This is a genomic window from Streptomyces sp. NBC_00859, assembly GCF_045161865.1.
GTDB lineage: Bacteria > Actinomycetota > Actinomycetes > Streptomycetales > Streptomycetaceae > Streptomyces.
In genome coordinates, this window is the sequence record NZ_CP108826.1 from 1,693,224 (window position 1) to 1,711,167 (window position 17,944).

Annotated in this window: 14 protein-coding genes; 8 read left to right on the forward strand and 6 right to left on the reverse strand. The window is 69.7% G+C overall.

Going from position 1 to position 17,944, the window contains the following annotated elements; all coding sequences use genetic code 11:
- The first annotated feature begins 124 nt into the window (after nucleotides 1–124).
- The 7 genes from OG584_RS06970 (at nucleotide 125) to OG584_RS07000 (ending at nucleotide 11,309) form a co-directional block, all read left to right on the forward strand.
- Entirely contained in the window at nucleotides 125–4,051 is a 3,927-nt protein-coding gene (locus OG584_RS06970) for a glycoside hydrolase family 3 C-terminal domain-containing protein (protein WP_405776114.1), read from the forward strand.
- 183 nt (nucleotides 4,052–4,234) lie between these two features.
- On the forward strand, nucleotides 4,235–6,295 hold the full coding sequence (locus tag OG584_RS06975; protein WP_405776116.1) for a phosphocholine-specific phospholipase C: 2,061 nt from the start codon (nucleotides 4,235–4,237) through the stop codon (nucleotides 6,293–6,295).
- A 202-nt stretch (nucleotides 6,296–6,497) separates the two neighbouring features.
- The gene (locus OG584_RS06980) at nucleotides 6,498–8,084 is read left to right on the forward strand and encodes an alpha-amylase family glycosyl hydrolase (protein WP_405776118.1); all 1,587 of its coding nucleotides are present in this window, start codon (nucleotides 6,498–6,500) and stop codon (nucleotides 8,082–8,084) included.
- Between the two features lie 113 nt (nucleotides 8,085–8,197).
- Nucleotides 8,198–8,917 carry a response regulator transcription factor gene (locus OG584_RS06985; RefSeq protein WP_405783910.1) on the forward strand — a complete coding sequence of 240 codons (720 nt, stop codon included), beginning with the start codon at nucleotides 8,198–8,200 and terminating at the stop codon, nucleotides 8,915–8,917.
- Complete coding sequence (locus tag OG584_RS06990; protein ID WP_405776120.1) at nucleotides 8,914–10,410, forward strand: sensor histidine kinase; 1,497 nt, start codon at nucleotides 8,914–8,916, stop codon at nucleotides 10,408–10,410. Before OG584_RS06985 ends, OG584_RS06990 begins: the two co-directional genes overlap by 4 nt.
- A 231-nt stretch (nucleotides 10,411–10,641) precedes the next feature.
- A complete protein-coding gene (locus OG584_RS06995; protein ID WP_405776121.1) occupies nucleotides 10,642–11,082 on the forward strand; it encodes a hypothetical protein in 441 nt (146 codons plus the stop codon).
- Nucleotides 11,079–11,309, forward strand: a complete 231-nt coding sequence (locus OG584_RS07000; protein ID WP_405776123.1) for a hypothetical protein — start codon at nucleotides 11,079–11,081, stop codon at nucleotides 11,307–11,309. Before OG584_RS06995 ends, OG584_RS07000 begins: the two co-directional genes overlap by 4 nt.
- Nucleotides 11,310–11,481: 172 nt before the next feature.
- On the opposite strand, the gene OG584_RS07005 is transcribed toward OG584_RS07000, so the two are convergent.
- From OG584_RS07005 to OG584_RS07015, 3 genes are all read right to left on the reverse strand, one after another.
- The gene (locus OG584_RS07005) at nucleotides 11,482–12,441 is read right to left on the reverse strand and encodes a LysR family transcriptional regulator (RefSeq protein WP_405776125.1); all 960 of its coding nucleotides are present in this window, start codon (nucleotides 12,439–12,441) and stop codon (nucleotides 11,482–11,484) included.
- A 171-nt stretch (nucleotides 12,442–12,612) separates the two neighbouring features.
- A complete protein-coding gene (locus tag OG584_RS07010; RefSeq protein WP_405776127.1) occupies nucleotides 12,613–13,131 on the reverse strand; it encodes a hypothetical protein in 519 nt (172 codons plus the stop codon).
- A 114-nt stretch (nucleotides 13,132–13,245) separates the two neighbouring features.
- The gene (locus tag OG584_RS07015; RefSeq protein WP_405776129.1) at nucleotides 13,246–14,148 is read right to left on the reverse strand and encodes an amidohydrolase family protein; all 903 of its coding nucleotides are present in this window, start codon (nucleotides 14,146–14,148) and stop codon (nucleotides 13,246–13,248) included.
- A gap of 226 nt (nucleotides 14,149–14,374) precedes the next feature.
- On the opposite strand from OG584_RS07015, the gene OG584_RS07020 reads away from it, so the two are divergent.
- A complete protein-coding gene (locus OG584_RS07020) occupies nucleotides 14,375–15,514 on the forward strand; it encodes a PP2C family protein-serine/threonine phosphatase (protein WP_405776131.1) in 1,140 nt (379 codons plus the stop codon).
- 16 nt (nucleotides 15,515–15,530) lie between these two features.
- Here OG584_RS07020 and OG584_RS07025 read toward each other — a convergent pair whose 3' ends face one another.
- The 3 genes from OG584_RS07025 to OG584_RS07035 are packed head-to-tail and all read right to left on the reverse strand — an operon-like array spanning nucleotide 15,531 to nucleotide 17,867.
- Nucleotides 15,531–16,361, reverse strand: a complete 831-nt coding sequence (locus tag OG584_RS07025; RefSeq protein ID WP_405776133.1) for an alpha/beta fold hydrolase — start codon at nucleotides 16,359–16,361, stop codon at nucleotides 15,531–15,533.
- A gap of 1 nt (nucleotide 16,362) precedes the next feature.
- The gene (locus OG584_RS07030) at nucleotides 16,363–16,761 is read right to left on the reverse strand and encodes a RidA family protein (RefSeq protein WP_405776135.1); all 399 of its coding nucleotides are present in this window, start codon (nucleotides 16,759–16,761) and stop codon (nucleotides 16,363–16,365) included.
- A complete protein-coding gene (locus OG584_RS07035; protein WP_405776137.1) occupies nucleotides 16,758–17,867 on the reverse strand; it encodes an acyl-CoA dehydrogenase family protein in 1,110 nt (369 codons plus the stop codon). The genes OG584_RS07030 and OG584_RS07035 overlap by 4 nt, the downstream gene beginning before the upstream one ends.
- Between the last annotated feature and the right edge of the window lie 77 nt (nucleotides 17,868–17,944).

The window sequence follows — 17,944 nt, forward strand, 5'->3', positions numbered from 1 at the left end:
CGGCCGGCGAACCACTGCACGTATGTCCTCACGCCGCCAAGTGCGAGCGCTCTTGGCGATGTTGCTCACACATATCGGGGGCCTCACGCCGGCCCTTCCTCACCGCTCAAGAAGGGCGACCTGGATGAGCAGAATTCGTGTACGGCCGGAAGTAAGCAGAGTCAGGCCCGTGAATATACGCACACCCGCTCATTCCTGGCGTGCGGTGACCGTGGCGGCGGCGTGCACCGCCCTGCTGAGCGCGCTCGTCTGCGCCGCACCGCCCCGCGCCATGGCGGTCGGCCATGGCTTCACGGAAGTCCAGCCGGCCAACGTTCCCTACAAGCTGCCGGTCGTACTGCCGTCGGCGGTCCACTCACCGGCGCAGGATGCTCAGGCTCCGTACACCCGGACGGTCGTCGGACTGATCAAACAGCTGCTGCCGTCGGACCACCCGACTCTCGGCCAGCTGCAGAACGCGTTGCGGATCCTCGACGGCACCGACTCGTACAAGTACAGCGGGGGCCACTCTCCGGTCGCGAGCTGCAACCAGACCGGCTCCAATCTCGCACCGAGCGGGACTACGCCGGCCATCTCGCCGTTGTGCTGGACCGACGGAGCCGGCGTCGAGTTGTTCGCGGGGCCGCAGCGCGGACGGTCGACGGCCGCCACGCAGAATTCCGCGGTGGCCGGCTCGTTCGACCCCAGGTTGGGTAACGCATGGGGCCAGGTACAAGGGGCCGAGGCGCGGGCTCACATGGCCACCGGTCTTCTGGGCCCGCAAGTGGATACGGACATCTTCCCCAACTGGGCTCGTTCCAGTGACGAAACGGGTGAGGATCCCTACCTCGGCGGTGAAACCGCGGCGTCCGAGGTCAACGGTATCCAGGGCCGGAACACAATGGCTCAGACCAAGCACGTTCTGGGTTACTACGGAAACGATATATCCCAGCCGGCCCAGATAGCCGATCAGGCGCTGCACGAGCTGTTCGCGCCTCCCTACGAGAGTGCCGGGAAAAAGGGCTCGACCGCTTCGTACATGTGCTCATATCAGAAAGTTCAAGTACCCGACGCACCGAACGCAACGCTGGGGCAGCTCACACAGAGGAGCCCTTTCGGCAGCACCACAGCACGGACCCGTAATCTCAGCGACCCCAACTTCGCCTGCGGAAACCCCCTGATAGAGGATCAGCTCATCAGGGGCGAGTGGAACTCCAAGGCATTCGTGGGAACCGACTATCCCGTAGCCACCCGTGGCACCGATCTCGCCCAGGGCACCGAACAGAACATGCCGGGCGGGGACCCGCGCACCGGGACCAAGAGTGTCTGGGACCAGATTCCACAACTCGTACGTGATGGCCGCATCGCCTTGCCCGTATTCGAGCAGGCCCTTGCCCGCGTGCTCTACCAGGAGGAGCGCTTCGGTCTGCTCGGCTGCAACGACAGCAGCGCTTCTTGCGGCAATCCCGGAGGAGTGAACGGGGTACGCGACGGTTCAGCCGCCCTCCCCACCGGAAGCCCGGGTTCAGACGCCGTCATCGGCACAGAACACGGTGACGCGGCGGTCGCCGAGAAGTCAGCCGAAGAAGGAGCGGTGCTACTGAAGAACGACGCATCGACCCTCCCCATCACTCCGGCCGACCTGTCGTCCGGAGTCGCGCTCAGCGGCCCCCTGGCCGAATACAACGTCGGCTCGCCCAACAACGAGGCCTCCGGTGGCTACCCCGACCGCAGCGTGATCAGCACCCTCCAGCAGATCAAGACGTTCGCCCGGGACAAGAGCGCCTTCACCTACAGCCCGGCTCAGAGCCCGAGCGGCTACGCCATACCCTCATCGGCCCTCTCGACGTCGACCTCACATGTCACCGGTGGCCTTCACCGAACGGGCGGGCCCGGCGCTCCGGAGACAGACAGGTCACTCGACTTCACCACGGCCTCACCGGATGGACCACTCGGCAGGGGAGACTACGCCTGGAGCGGTTACCTGTATGTGCCGTCAGCAGACACATACACACTGCGCACCCAGAGCACAGAAGGCTCCGACATCGGAGTTGGGCTCTCCGTGGACGGGAAGGCCCAGAAAGCCTCGACGCCGGCCAGTGTCTACACCGGCCCCCGGCCCGGCATGTTTCCCATGGATATGAGCACTACCAGGGCCGGCTTCACGGCGGGTGGGCTCGATAACTCCGCCTACGAAGTGGGACGCCTGTCGGCCGGTTACCACTCGATCTCGGTATCGTTTTCGAATGCCGGCTCCGCGAAGGCCGACTTCCGGCTTGCTTACAGCCGTGCGGACGGCGACATAAGTGATGCCGCAGCAGCCGCGAAGGGCAAGTCCAAGGCCATCGTATTCGTCGGTGCGGGAAACACTGGTCAGCTTACTGATCCGGCGGATCCGGACATGGTTCCCGAGGAGCTGCCCGCCGGACAAGTCGCCCTCATCAAGGCGGTCGCGGCGGCGAATCCCAACACATCCGTTGTGCTGAACACCTCGGGCCCCGTCATCACGGCCTCCTGGATTCACGACGTCAGGAGCGTCCTGGATATGTGGCAGCCGGGCCAGGAGGGTGGTACGGCCACGGCACGACTGCTGCTGGGGCTGGCGAATCCCTCCGGGCGCACGGTGACGACCTGGCCGCAGGGAAGCAAGGACACCCTGTTCGGCAACGACCAGAACCAAGGTCTGTTTCCGGGAGATGCCACCGGTACCCATCCCGAGCGGGTGGGCGGAACAGCGAAGCCGACCGGGCAAGTGCCGGTCTGCGAGACGGACACGGTCTGTCAGGGCGAAGACGCCAAGCTGAACGGCCCGGCCATCGCCGTCGACCACAGGAACTACACCGGTTCCGGGTTCGCTTCCGGGTTCCTCGGCGACAATGATTCGCTGCGCTACCAGGTCAGTCCGGGCACAGCCGGCACGTACCGGCTGAAAGTCCGGTACGCCAACGCCACGGGGTCGAAAAGGTCGTTGCGCGTCGCTGTGGATACCGGACCGGCGCGACTGCTGGCTCTGCCGGACACCGGAGGCACGGACAACTGGTCGACCGCCCAGGTCTCATTGCGTCTCGGGGCCGGGCCCCACACCGTGCGGCTGTTCCGGTCCGGCTCGGACAGCACCAGCGGCGACGTCGATGTGGACAGTCTCGGGCTGACCGCCCCTGGCGCCCACTTCCCCACCGCAGCCAACAGTCTCGGCGGCTTGTTCGAATGCTCTGCCGCTGTCACCTGCGAGCTTGAACGAGGTCACATCAGCGGAACGGGTCTCGGGACAGCCACCGATCACGCGGGCTACTCCGGTGAAGGGTTCGTCGCCGGCTTCACCAGGGAGGGCGACCGAGCGCAGGTGAACCTCCCCTCCGACGCAGGGGACTACACCCTGCAGCTGCGCTACGGCAACGCCACGGGAAGCGCGCAAAAACTCACTGTCGACATCGACGGCAAGGCCCGTCACATCAGCCTGCCGGCCCTGAGTGACTGGAACACCTGGAGCGTCAGGACTGTCGGCGTCAGTCTGACCGCCGGAATTCACAGAATCAGCATTCTGCGGGGCAGCGAAGACAGCGGCAACGTCAACATCGACTCGATCGCACTGACAGCCGATGGCGCACGCTATCCGGCCCGTCAGGCCGCAAGCTTCGGTATCTACGCCGGCTATCGCTACTACGACCAGCTGGGTATGGCGGTGCAGTTCCCGTTCGGGTGGGGCCTGTCCTACACGGACTTCGCGTACTCGGCACCGGCTGTCACCGCCACCAACGACGGTGGACTGAAAGTGACTTACACGATCCGGAACACCGGATCGCAGGCCGGCTCCGCCGTGGCGCAGGTCTACCTGGGGCCCCCTTCCGAACGGCCGAACGGTGTGGAGTTCGCGCCTCGCGCACTGGCAGGCTTCGACCACGTGAGCATCGCTGCGGGAGCGTCGAGAACCGTGACGACCCACGTCGATCCGAGGGCCTTGCAGTACTGGTCCACGTCCGGACAGCGATGGACCCGCACCCACGGTGCCCGGGACGTGTTCGTCGGACCGGCAGACAGCCCGCATCAGCTGCGGCATGCCACGACTCCCTGACAGCTGCGGTCATCGGTGCCCGGACACCACTTCCGTCCGGGCACCGATGACCCCGGGCCTCACGCACACGACTTCGGCCGCCGTCCGTACCGGAAGACCCGGCCGGATCAAGGCACACCTCGTTCGATCCGGCTTGAAGGCCGAAGCCCCATTCCCGAATTCCCGAATCAAGAGGATCTTCCTGTGTCTGAACTCGATCGCCGGCGCTTCCTTCAGATCTCCGGGGCCACCGCGGGCTTCTCGGCCCTGTCCAGGAGCATCGCCCGTGCGGCGGCCATCCCCGCAGACCGCCGGACCGGATCGCTGCACGACGTCGAGCACATCGTGGTGCTGATGCAGGAGAACCGCTCCTTCGACCACTACTTCGGTGCTCTGCGTGGTGTACGCGGCTTCGGTGATCCACGGCCCGTCACCGCGGGAAACGGAAAATCCGTATGGCAGCAGAGTGACGGCGCCAAGGACGTCCTGCCCTTCCGCCCCGACCACGACGCCCTCGGCATGCAGTTCCTCGAAGGGCTGGACCACGAATGGGAGGGGGGTCACCAGGCCTGGAACAGTGGGCGCTGGGACCAGTGGGTGGCCGCCAAGGGCGCGGGGACGATGGCCCACGTAACCCGTGAGGACATCCCGTTCCACTATGCGCTGGCCGACGCCTTCAGCATCTGCGACGCCTACCATTGCTCCTTCATCGGTGCCACCGACCCGAACCGCTACTACATGTGGACCGGATACGTCGGCAACGACGGCACCGGTGGCGGCCCCGTCCTGAGCAACTACGAGGCCGGATACAGCTGGAAGACCTATCCGGAGCGGCTGGAGGCGGCCGGAGTCTCCTGGAAGATCTACCAGGACGTCGGCGACGGACTGGACGCCAATGGCTCCTGGGGCTGGATCAAGGATCCACAGCGCGGCAACTTCGGAGACAACTCCCTGCTCTACTTCGACAATTACCGCAGCGCCGAGCCGGGTGACCCCCTGTACGAGAAGGCGCGCACCGGCACCGACGCGGCCCGGGGCGACGGTTTCTTCGACATCTTGAGAGCGGACGTCACCACGGGCAAGCTGCCCCGGATCTCGTGGGTCGTGGCGCCCGAGGCGTTCAGCGAGCATCCCAACTGGCCTGCCAATTACGGAGCCTGGTACATCTCGCAGGTCCTGGACGCGCTGACGTCCGACCCCGAGGTCTGGAGCCGCACCGCGCTGTTCGTCACCTACGACGAGAACGACGGCTACTTCGACCACGTCGTCCCCCCTTTTCCGCCGGACACCGCTGATCACGGCCTCTCGGACGTCGATACGGCCCAGGACTGCTTCCCCGGCGACGACGGGCACCGGGCCGGGCCGTACGGGCTCGGAGCACGCGTCCCCATGACGGTGGTCTCGCCCTGGAGCACCGGCGGCTACGTGTGCTCGGAGACCTTCGACCACACGTCGATCATCCGCTTCATGGAACGGCGCTTCGGCGTGCACGAACCCAACATCTCGCCCTGGCGACGCGCGATCTGCGGCGACCTGACGTCCGCGTTCGACTTCGGCCTGCGCAACGATCACCCGTCCCGCCTGCCCAGGACCGACAGCTACCGTCCTCCCAACCCCGATCCCTACCGGACACTCACACCCGTCGCCCCCGCGCACGCGACGATGCCAGTGCAGGAGCACGGAACACGGCCGGCCCGCCCTCTGCCGTACGCGCCGCTGGTGGACGGCGCCGCCGACGCCGCGGCCGGCACGTTCGCGCTGACCTTCGGCGCCGGTCCCGGGGCCGGCGCATGCCTCCTGGTCTACCCGGGCAACCGCGACGACGGGCCCTGGACCTACACCGCGGCCGCCGGCGGAACGATCACGGACAGCTGGAGCACGGCCGGAACAGCGGGACGCTACGACCTGAGCGTCCATGGTCCCAACGGTTTCCTGCGGACCTTCCGGGGTGCCGTCTCCGCAGGAACCCCCGAGGTGGCCGCCCGTCACGATCCCGCGCACGGCGGCGGCCTCGAACTGACACTGACCAATCACGAGCGCCTCCGCAGCGTCATCACCCTGACCGACGCCTACCGCGGCGGGACCACACGCCTCGTCGTACCCCCGAGGGGACGACTCGTCCACCGGCTGCCGGCCGGCAGGGACCACCGCTGGTACGACGTGACCCTGCGCCATCCCGCCGACCCCCGGTACCTTCGGCGCCTCGCCGGTCACATCGAGACCGGCGATGCGGGCACCAGCGACCCCGGCATCCCGACAGCCTGACACGATCGGCCGGCCTGACGATCAGGGCCCTCCCGTCCGGCGCACTCTCCTCCCTGTGCCCTGGTCCCGGCACGGCGCCCTGCCCGCCCTCCCTTGCGGGAACGCCGCCCGCCGGGCAACGTGCGGGCTGACGAGGCCGCGACCGCCCGTCGGACGTCACGTGAACATCCCATCCTCATCGCACTGTTGAGAGGTTCCCGCCGTGCCGAACACCCCGGGCCACCCCACATGGCTGGCCGAAGCCGTGATCTACCAGATCTACCCCCAAAGCTTCGCCGACTCCAATGGCGACGGGATCGGAGACCTGCCGGGAGTCACCAGCCACCTCGACTACCTCCGGGACCTCGGTGTCAACACCCTCTGGTTCAGCCCGCTGTTCGTCTCACCGTTCCGAGACGCCGGATACGACGTGGCCGACTACACCGCCGTGGACCCGCGCTACGGCACTGAGGCCGACCTCGGGGACCTCGTGGCCGCGGCACGGACGCGCGGCATGCGCGTCATGCTCGACCTCGTGGCCGGCCACACGTCCGACCAGCACCCCTGGTTCGGCGCGGCGGCCGATGATCCATCCGACGACCGTTTCATCTGGAGCGACTCCGCCGTCCCGCCGGGCCCTGACTGGGCCCCTTCGCCCGGTGCACGCCCCGGCCACTACCTGCCGAACTTCTACTCCTTCCAGCCCGCACTCAACTTCGGTTACGCCCGCCCCCACCCGGACGAGCCCTGGCGTCAGAGCGTCGACGCCGCCGGTCCGCGGCTCAACCGGGCGGCTCTTCGCGAGATCATGGCGTACTGGTTCGATCGCGGCATCGCGGGCTTCCGCGTCGACATGGCAGCCTCGCTCGTCAAGGACGACCCCGGTCTCACGGCGACATCGGCCCTCTGGCGCGACCTGCGCGACTGGCTGGACGACGCATACCCGGACCGGGTTCTCCTTTCGGAATGGGGCGACCCGAAGCGGTCCGTCCCGGCCGGCCTGCACGCGGACTTCTTCCTGCACTTCGTGGGCCGCCCGCTGCTCTCGCTGTGGGGCAACGCGCAAGGCAGCCACAGCGCGGACTGGCCGTCCGGGCCCTGCTATTTCGCCCCCGAAGGCGACGGCTCGATGCGGGAGTTCCTGGACGCGTGGCACGAGGCCGACACAGCCATCGACGGCCGCGGCTTCGTCGCGCTGCCCACCGCGAACCACGATTTCTCCCGTCTCACGTGCGGCACCCGCACCCGCTCCATGGTGGCCCCGGCCTTCGCCTTCCAGCTCACCTGGCCGTCGCTGCCCGTGATCTACTACGGCGACGAAATCGGCATGCGCTACCTTCCGGGCCTGCCCGACGTCGAGGGCAGCCAGCTCGGCAGCGAGGCCCGGCAGGGCTCCCGCACCCCCATGCAGTGGGACGACTCCCCCAACGCCGGGTTCACCGAAGCACCGTCCGACCGGCAGTACCTGCCTCTCGACCCGGATCCCGGCCGGCCGACGGTGGCCGGCCAACTCGCCGATCCCGACTCTCTGCTGCACCAGGTACGCGCCCTGATCGCGCTGCGAGCGAGCCGTCCGGAGCTCGGCACAGGCGGTTCGGTGGAGGTGCTCAATGACGGCTACCCCTTCGTCTGCGTACGCGGCGACACGTACCTGATTGTCGTCAACCCCAGTGGACGCACGGCCCGTTACCCGCTCGACGGATTCAGGACGACGAAGGAATTGCTGGTGCGCGGCATCGAGTCGGGCTCCGGCGGGGAACTGCTGGCGGCCCCGTTCTCGTACGGGATCTTCGAACTCGCAGTCCGCTGAACCCTCCCCGGCCGCCCGCCAGGACGCATGCCACCGGTACGCGGGGCATGCACCGGGTGAGAATCGCTGTGGAGCATGATGCCCAGTGGTCGATCGAGGCGGTGGAGTCGGGTATGGACGCAAAGGCCGGTCAGGGGCGGGTCCTGCTGGTGGATGACGATGCTGCGATCCGGCGGTCGCTGGGCCGGGGTCTCCGGTTGAACGGGTTCGCGGTGGACCTGGCGGACGGTGGCCGGGCCGCGCTGGAGCACCTCGCGGAGCGGGCGTCCGATGTGGTGGTCCTGGACATATCGATGCCTGATATCGACGGCATCACGGTATGCAGACGTCTGCGCGGGGACGGCAGAGACATACCCGTGCTGATGCTCTCGGCACTCGACGAGGTCACGGACCGGGTGGCCGGTCTGCAGGCAGGAGGCGACGACTACCTCGTCAAACCGTTCGCTCTGGACGAGCTGGTTCTGCGCCTGCACGCACTGCTGCGGCGCAGGCCACCGGCCGCGACCGATGGCGTACGAGTCGGACCGCTGGCTCTCAGCACGGCGTCGCGCACGGCGAGCGTGGACGGCCGGCCGCTGGACCTGACCCGGCGTGAGTTCGAGCTGCTGGAGTGTCTGGCGCGTAACGCCGGGCTGGTTCTCACCCGCGACCAGCTGCTGGAGCGGGTATGGGGGTACGACTTCGAGGTTCGCACCGACGCGGTGGACACCTTCGTCAGCTATCTGCGGCGCAAGCTGGAGGCGGGCGGCCGGCCCAGGATCGTGCACACCGTGCGGGGTGTCGGTTTCGTCCTGCGCGAGGGTGAGAGCGGCGCGAGCGGGCGGCACTCGTGAGGCTGTCGACCCGGATCGCGCTCGTGGTGGGTGCGGTGGTGCCACTGCTGGTGGTGGCCTCCGGCTGGGTGCTGGTGGGGCTGGTCGCGAAAGACCTGCACACGCAGGCCGATCAACGGCTCGACGAGCGTGCCCGGAGCGTGGCCACGGCCGCCCGCGGTCTGCTGCGGGTCGCTTCCCACGACCGGCCGCAGGCCGAACAGGCCCACCAGCGAAAGCTGTTCACTTCCGCCTTGGACATCGGTATCCGGCTGACCGGTCCGGACGGCACCGTCATGGACGGCCCGCAGCCGGACCCTTCCGTGCCCCTGCCGGGTACGACGAAGCACCCGGTCAGCGTTCGGTCCCACGGGAAGACATGGCGCGTCATGACCATTGCGGTGAAGGGCGGCCAACCGCGGGCGCGAGTGCACGGGACGCTGTGGTTGTTCTCCCCGGACTCGGCGAGCCAGGCGCAGATCCAGCTCGTACGCAACCGGGTGATCACCGTCGCGGTGCTCGCCGCGCCGTTGTCCGCGGTGCTGGCCTGGGCGGCTGCCGCCGGCGCCGCACGCCCGCTGCGGCGGCTCCAGCAGCGGACCATAGGTCTCGACCCGCACGCAGGCCCGGCCCGGCTGGAACACACCCCGACCAGGATCGCCGAGGTGGATGATCTCGCGCACACCTTGCAAACCTTCCTCGCGCGCTACGACGAGCAGGCGGCACGCACCGTCGAGGCTCTCGCCACCGCGCGGTCCTTCGCCGCCGCCGCCTCCCACGAGCTGCGCACACCGCTGATGAGCATGCAGACCAACCTCGACATCCTCGGCGCTTTCCAGGACCTCGGTCCGCAGGACCGCCGGGACACGGTGGACGACCTGCGGCGTGAGCATGGCCGGCTGGTCGGGCTGCTGGTGATGCTGCGGTCGCTCGCCCAGGGAGACCTCGTCGAAGCGGAGGCGCTGGCACCCGTCGACCTGGCCGACCTGGCCGACGCCTGCGTGTCCGATGTGCGCCGAAGTCACCCCGGGGCCGAGGTGACGTTCAGCGCTAAGCCGGGGCTGACTGTGCACGGATGGCAGCCGGGGCTGCGTTCGCTGCTGGACAACCTCCTGTCCAACGCCCTGACTCACGGCCGGTCCACCGACAGCGGCACACACGTGACCGTGACCCTGCGCCCGTCCGGCGACGGGGCCGCCCCGGCGGCGGTCCTCACCGTGGACGACCGGGGACCCGGCGTGCCACCGGGACAGCGGCGGACGATCCTGCGGCGGTTCCACCGCCGTCCCGGCAGCCCGGGGTACGGCCTGGGCCTCACCCTGGTCGGTCAGCAGATCGCGCTGCACCGTGCGCACCTGCGTGTACTGGACAACCCGGTTGGCCAGGGTGCCCGCTTCGAGGTCACCTTCCCCCTCGCACCTGCCGGCACATCCCACGCGGCGTTGCCGCCCCACCGTGACTGGCTGACGGACACCGCCGGGCACCGACGGGAGACCGGCGAAGAACGTCCGTGACCTCCGGGCAGATCGGACGGGCCGCCGGCAGCGCGCCCCGCAGACCGCGCCCCGCGGAGTCCGTGGACCGTGCGCCCGGCCCCGCCGGACGTCGTCGCATCGCTGCCCCCGGTCCGTCGCCTCACAAAGAAACCACAAGAACGGCTCCTACTTTCGCTGTTCACGCGGCCCGCCGCCTCGCGGCGGAGGGGCCGCGAGGCGTATCCGCTCAGCACACAGATCGGAGTTCTCATGCAGCGTCGTAAGACGACCGTGACCGCGGCCCTCGCGGGACTCGTCCTCACCGGCATGGTGGCCACCACCGCGCCCTCCTTCGCGGCCGGCACGGCCTCGCCGTCGCCGGATGCCGCACACGTCCACACTCCCAAGGGCGACGGCGCGAAGGCGTTGTGCCACCGGGTGCCGAAGCTGGACAAGCGGATCACGAACCGGATCAAGAAGATCGAGGCAGGGGCCAGTACACGCGGCTCGGTCAAATTCCTGGAACAGCGCATCGCCAACGCCAAGAAGAAGAACCACACGGCCGTCGCGAAGCTGCTCGGTGACCGCCTCACCACCCGCGAGGCGTTGCTGCCCGGTCTCAAGCAGAAGCTGCCGGACCTGAAGGATGTCTCGACCTGGTGCAAGGCGAACAACAACGGCAAGAAGGCCGCGGGAAGCCCCGCGTCATGAACCACCGTCTGCCGGTACTGGTGGCAGCCGCGCTCGCCGTGCCCGTCCTGACCGTCACGGGCTGCTCGCACTCCTCGCAGCCGGACGGCGCGGCGCCGGCCGCCGGCCACGGCAGTCCCGCACCGGCGCGGGACCAGCTGCCCGAGATGCAGAAGAAGGTGGACGCCGCGCAGCACGCGGCCGACTCGGCGGACGCCAACGCCGACGCCGACAACTCCGGAGACTGAGATCCTGCGGCCGCCCGCACCGGACCGGGAGCGGCCTGGCGCGGGCGGCCGCAGGTAGTGAGCGGGCACCGGGCCGGGCCCCCTCCGCCCGCGACGACCGGAGGTGCGGTGTACCGGGCCGTATCCGCCCAAGACGCCCGGCTGCGCTGACCGGCGGGGCGACGGCCGCCCGTCAGGGAGCGGCGTCCGGGGCGCTGCGGCGTGGTGTCAGTGCCCAGGACGGACGCCAGACTGCCTCGGGGAGCGGTGCCAGGCTAGCGAAGTGGTCGACGATCGCCCGGAGTCCCGGGTGTGGATTCGCCCGGGGGAGGATGAGCGAGAGCGGGTATGCGAGCGTCGGACCGATGACCGGGATGCGGCGCAGGTCGTAGTTGGTCGGCCAGATGTACCGGTCCCGCGAGCCCACGAGGGTGGCCACGTCCGCGGAGTCCGCGAGGATGTCGAGCAGTACCTCATTGCCGAAGTTCGGGCCCGCGGCGTCGATCCGCAGGCCGAAGGCAGTGGTGAGCTCGTCGTAGAACTCCGCCCATTCGCTTCGCGGTGCGATGCCCGGCACCCAGATCCGGTGCCCGCACAGCTGGGACGGTGTCAGTGTCCGTGCGGATGCGAGCGGGTGCCGCGGGCCGACGACGAGTTCCAGCGGGGAGTCGAAGGCATGGATCATCCGCACGTCGCGCGGCAGTGCGGCCGGGTCGGTGACCGAGCGGAACGAGGCGTCGATCTCACCCGCCTGGACAGCGGCAACGGCCGTGCGCGGGTCGTTGACCCTGAGGGTCACCACGTCCAGGTCGGTTCCCGGGTGCGACCGCCAATAGTCGTGCAGGACGACGGCCTGCGCGGATCGCAGCCCAAGAACGTCGATACGAAGGGCCCGCGAGCCCGGTTTGATCGCGGTGACGGCCCGGTCGACACCATTGATGATGTTCCTGGCATGCGGGAGGAAGGCCTGGCCGTCGAGTGTCAGCTCGACCCCTCGGGCCGTGCGGGTGAACAGCCGGACGTCGAGTCCGCGCTCAAGGGCCGCGACACGCTTCGACACGGCCTGTTGCGTTACGCCGAGTTCGTCGGCCGCGTGTTGCAGCTGTCCGAGCTCGGCTGCGCGGACGAACGATCGCACCGCCTCGGTATCCATGGAGCCAGCATAGGCCTGGTCAACTGATGGTTGTGACGCTCCTGGTTTGCGGCTGATTCGTCCGCCGTCTGTGCGGAGAGTGCGCTTCAGCGACCCGCACATCGGTTGTCGGGGGAAGCCGCATCTGCGCGCCTGGCGCAGATCGGACCTCGTGCGCACCTGGCATCCGGCTCAGTGGCTCAGGATGTTCGCTGCCACGATGAAGAGGCCGAGCAGCATGTCCACGCAGCCCGTACGGCACGACCTCGCCCAGCCTCTGCCCGCCACGCGCGCGGCCCACAGGCCCCAGCCGAACAGTGCCACCGTGTTGATCGTCAGAGCGACCCCGATCGCGGCGTCCTCGTTCCACCAGCCCGCGTGCGCGCCGAGCAGGGCGGCCACCGTGGGCAGCACCGCGGCAGTCAGCGGCCATTCGGTCAGCACCGACCGTACGACGCTGCTGGTGACCGCCGCCCCGTCTGCTGTCCGGTGGGCGATGGCATGGGCGTAACCGTGTGCCCCCGCCGACGCCAGGGACGTGAGCAGCACCCACAGGGCGTCGTACCCGGGGTCGGGGTGCCCGTTGTCGTTGTCCAGTGCGGCTGCCAGCGCGCTGGCGAGAATCGTTCCGTAGATGCCGCCGAACAGCAGCCGTTGCAGTGGTTCGGCGCGCCGGTCCGGAGACACGGGAACACTCGGGCTGGCGGGCAAGGTGCTTCCTCCCACGACGAATGAGTCATTCCGTACAGGGGGATACAACCGCATACCACCGCGATACACCCGCATCCGGCGCGTCCTGGGCCTGCCCGCGACCGCGGCGGACGGTCAGAGCGAGAACAGCCGCGCCGCGTTGTCGTGGCAGACCGCGCGCAGCCAGCGCGCCCCGAGGCCGGTGGCTTCCAGCGCTTCCAGTGCCTCCGCGTAGGAGTAGGGAATGTTGGGGAAGTCCGTCCCCAGCAGCACGCGCTCCCGCAGGTCGGCGAGGCGGGGCAGCGCGGCCGGCGGGAAGGGCGCGGCAGCCTCGCTGAAGGGCGTGAACGCCATCGTGGTGTCCAGCATGACGTGCTCGTGGCGCTCGGCCAGCCCGAGGAACTCCTCGTACTCCGGCATCCCGAGGTGCGCCACGACCAGGCGAAGCCCCGGGTGCCGGGCAAGCAGTGCCGCGATCGGGCCCGGTCCCGTGAACGCGCCGGCCACGGGGCCCGACCCGCAGTGCGTCACCACGGGTGTGCCGGTGTCCGCCAGCAAGCCCCAGACCGCGTCGAGCAGTGGGTCGCCGGGGTCGAAGCCCCCCACCTGCACATGGCACTTGAACAACCGCGCGCCCTGGCTCAGCGCGCGCCCGACGTCCGCGAGGGCGGCCGGCTCGGCGAAGAACGTCGCCGAGTGCAGACAGTCCGGGGTCCGGGCGGAGAAATCCGCGGCCCAGTCGTTGAGCCACCGCGCCATGCCCGGCTTGTGCGGATAGAGCAAGGACGTGAAGGCCCGGACGCCGAAGCCCCGCAGCAATTCCAGGCGGCGCTGCTCCTCCTCCCGGTAGGCGATCGGCCAGCGGCGCCCCACGAGCGGCCCCGCCGCGTCGAAGTACGCCCATACCTTGGCGAGCACGCGGTCCGGCATGAAGTGGGTGTGGATGTCGACGAGGCTGTCCAGCTCCAGCGATCCCCGGAACGCGGCGACGCGGGCCCGCTCCTCGTCGTGGGCGCGTCCACCGCGCACGGCCGTCACGCGTCCGCCGGACCGGCAGCCGGATGGCGCCGGCCCGCGAAACGGGCGGCTGTCCGCCGGGGGCGGTCCGCCGGTCCGGACGCGACCGTGACCGGGCGGGCGCGCGCAGAGGGACAGGTCATGCCCGTCACCCTATCCACGCCCGTTCCGCCGGGAGCCGGGATCCGCACACCCGGCGGACGGGCCGCGGACAGGCGAACGTGGATCCTGTGAGGTATCCAGAGATATGAGCCCGCTGCGGGTACTGCGCCCGCTCCACGATTACCGGCCGCATCCGAAGGCACTCATGGTGGTGCCGTTCGCGCTGATCGCCGTCGTCACCGTGCTGGACATCACCACGTCGCCCGATGTCCACCTCGGCCCTTTCCTCGTGGCGGCTCCGGCGCTCACGGCGTCGTTCGCCGGGGCCCGCGCGACCGCCTTCGTGGGCGCTGTCGCCGTCCTGGCCCAGACGCTGGTGTCCGTGGTGCGCACCAGCATCAGCGACCTCAACCACACGTACCAGATCATCGCGCTGTTCCTGATCTCCGTCTTCGTCACGTTCTTCGCCCACCTGAGGGAACAGCACGCGCTGGAGTTGACCCACCTGCGCTCGGTGGCGCAGGTGGTGCAACGCGTGGTGATGCCGCCGCTTCCCGAGCGGAGCGGGACACTGCGCATCGCCTCCCTCTATCTGGCCGCGGAGGCGGAGGCGCAGCTCGGCGGAGACCTGTACGCGATCGCGCGCACGGCCGGGGGCACCCGCGTGATCATCGGAGACGTACGGGGCAAGGGGCTCGAAGCGATGGGCGAAGCCGCGCAGGTGCTGGGTGCGTTCAGAGCCCTGGCGCACCAGGAACCGGACCTGCCGCGGGCGGTGGCCCAGCTGGAGGCAACCGTCGCCGCCGACCGAGAGTTCACGTCGGAGGGGGACGGCGAGGGGGGCACGGAGACGTTCGTGACCGCGGCCGTCCTCGACATCCCGGACCACGGCGCGGACCTCCGCCTGGTCAGCTGCGGCCATCCGCCGCCCCTGCTGCTGCGGTCCGGGCGGGTGCGCCCGCTCGACGTCCCGGATCCCGCGTCGCCTCTCGGCCTGGGGGCCCTCGGCGCATCCGATTTCACGCCGCGGACGTTCCGCTTCGACGTCGGTGACGTTCTGCTCCTGTACACGGACGGCGTCATCGAGGCCCGGGACCCGGCCGGCCGGTTCTATCCGCTGTCCGACCGGGTCCCGTCGTGCCGCTCCGACAGCCCCGGCGCCTTGCTGGAGGACTTGCGGGCCGACCTGCTGCGGCACGCCGACGGTCATCTGGGGGACGACGCGGCCGTGGTCGTCATCGAACGGCTCGCCCCGGATGACGCGGCTGCGGCGGCGTACCGCTGATGTCACCGGCCCGGCCCTACGTCGTGGCGATGAACTCCCGCAGCGCCGCGGTCAGTTGTTTTGGCTGGTCCTCAGCGATCAGTGTGCGGCTGTCCTCGATCTCCAGGAGCCTGCCCTGCGGCAGCAGCCCGGCAAGCCGCCGGCCGTGCTCCCGGGGCATCATGAGGTCATCGACCGCCCAGACGACCAGCGCGGGCTTGCCGAACGTCCGCAGGCCCTCCGCGGCCTCCAGGAGTTCCCCCTTGCGTACGCCCAGTCCGTAGCGGCGGAAGTCCTCGCGGATCGCCTTGTCGGTGAGGAGCGGGCGCAGCCAGCCGTCGACGATCTCATCCGGGACGGGCCGCTTGGTGAGCGCCCCGATGCCGACCGGCAGCCGGCGCATCGGCCTGACCGCGAGCGTGCGGGCCAGGAAGCTGATCCCGCCGGGCACCCGGCAGGCCAGTGAGATCAGCTTGCCCGGGACTCCGGGCGGGTAGTTGTCGAAGGCCTCGCAGGATGTCAGGACCAGCCGGGCGAGCCGCTCCGGGTGACGGGCGGCGACGGACTGGGCTCGTCCGCAGTCGTTCTCGACGAGGGTGACATCCCGCAGTCCGAGCCGGTCGAGGAACTCGGCGATGAGTTCCGCCACGGAATCCGGGGTCAGGGGCACATCGCGGCGCATCGGGATGCGGTGCGACCCGTACGGAAGAGTGGGGGCGAGCACCCGGTGGTCGGGGCTCAGCCCCGGGATCACCTTGCGCCAGACGGTGGCGTCGTGGACGAGACCGTGGAGCAGGACGACTACGGGGCCGGGGCCGCCGGTGTCCACGTAGTCGACGGTGCCTGCGGCGAGTTCGATCTCCGGCATGTCAGGACAGTACTGCGACCCCGTCGATTTCCACCATGGCCTGCTCGTCCCAGAGGCGCGTGGCGCCGACCACCGCCATGGCCGGGTAGTCGCGCCCTGCCAGCTTCCGCCAGATGCGGCCCAGTTGGGCGGCGTGCGCGCGGTAGTCGGCGACATCGGTGGCGTACACGGTGACGCGCGCGAGATCGTCGGGGGCGCCGCCGGCGGCGCGCAGCGCGGTCAGGAGGTTCGTGAGGGCCACCTCGAACTGGGCCGGGAGTGTGGTCCCGGTGACGGCGCCTCCGCCGTCCAGCGCGGTCTGCCCCGCGAGGAAGACCAGCCGGGTCCCGGTGGCGGCGACGGCGTGGGAGAACCCGGTGGGCGGGGAGAGTTCCGGCGGATTGACGCGGTCGAGACTCATCCGTACAGCTCCTTGGCGATGATGGTCCGCTGGACCTCGGTGGCGCCTTCGTAGATCCGCGGGGCACGGACCTCGCGGTAGAGGTGTTCGAGGAGGTGGCCCCGCTGGAGGGCCCGTGCGCCGTGCAGCTGGACTGCGGCGTCCACGACGTACTGTGCGGTCTCGGTGGCGAACAGCTTGGCCATGGCGGAGCGTTTCGCGATGCCGGGGGCGCCCGCGTCGCAGGCGGCAGCGGCCGCGTGGACCAGCAGGCGTGCGGCTTCCGTGCGGGTCGCCATCTCGGCCACCTGGTGGGCCACGGTCTGCAGGTCCTTCAGCGGGCCGCCGAACGCGGTGCGCCGGGAGGTGTGGACGAGCGTCGCGTCCAGCGCCGCCTGCGCCATGCCGACCGCGAAGGCTCCCACGCTGGGACGGAAGAGGTTGAGGGTGTTCATGGCGACCCGGAAGCCGCGGTCCGGTTCACCCAGGACGTCCTCGGGCCCGACCGGGACACCGTCGAAGTCCAGTGTGCCGATGGGGTGGGGCGAGAGCATGTCGAGGCGGGAGCCGGTCAGGCCTGGCCGGTCGGCGGGTACCAGGAACGCGGTGACCCCACGGGCTCCGGCGCCCTCGGTCGTACGGGCGAAGACCGTGTAGAAGTCGGCGTCGGGCGCGTTGGAGATCCAGCACTTACCACCGGTCAGACGCCATCCCGGGCCGTCCGGTGCGGCCTTCAGCGCGAGGGCGGCGGCGTCCGACCCCGCGCCGGACTCGCTCAGTGCGAAAGCGGCGACAGCCCGGCCCGCGACCACGTCCGGGAGCAGCCGCCGGCGCTGCTGCGCGGTGCCGGCCTGGACGAGGGGGTAGCTGCCGAGCCCCTGGAGGGCCAGGGCGGTCTCAGCCTCGGTGCAGCCGTACGCCAGGGACTCGCGCAGCAGGCAGAGGTCGAGCGCTCCGGCGTCGAACAGCCGCTCCAGCAGGCCGTATTCACCGAGGGCGGCGACCAGGGGGCGGTTGACACGGCCCGGCTCCCCCGCTGCCGCGAGCGGGACGAACCGTTCGGCGGCGAGGGTGCGCAGTTCGGCGCACCACTTCTCCTGGCCAGGGTCCAGTGCGAATGCGGTCATCCCCGATCCCCTCTATCGTGACCCGTTGACTGTCGTCACGCAAACGATACGCTCCATGTGCGATGCCGCCTAAGGGG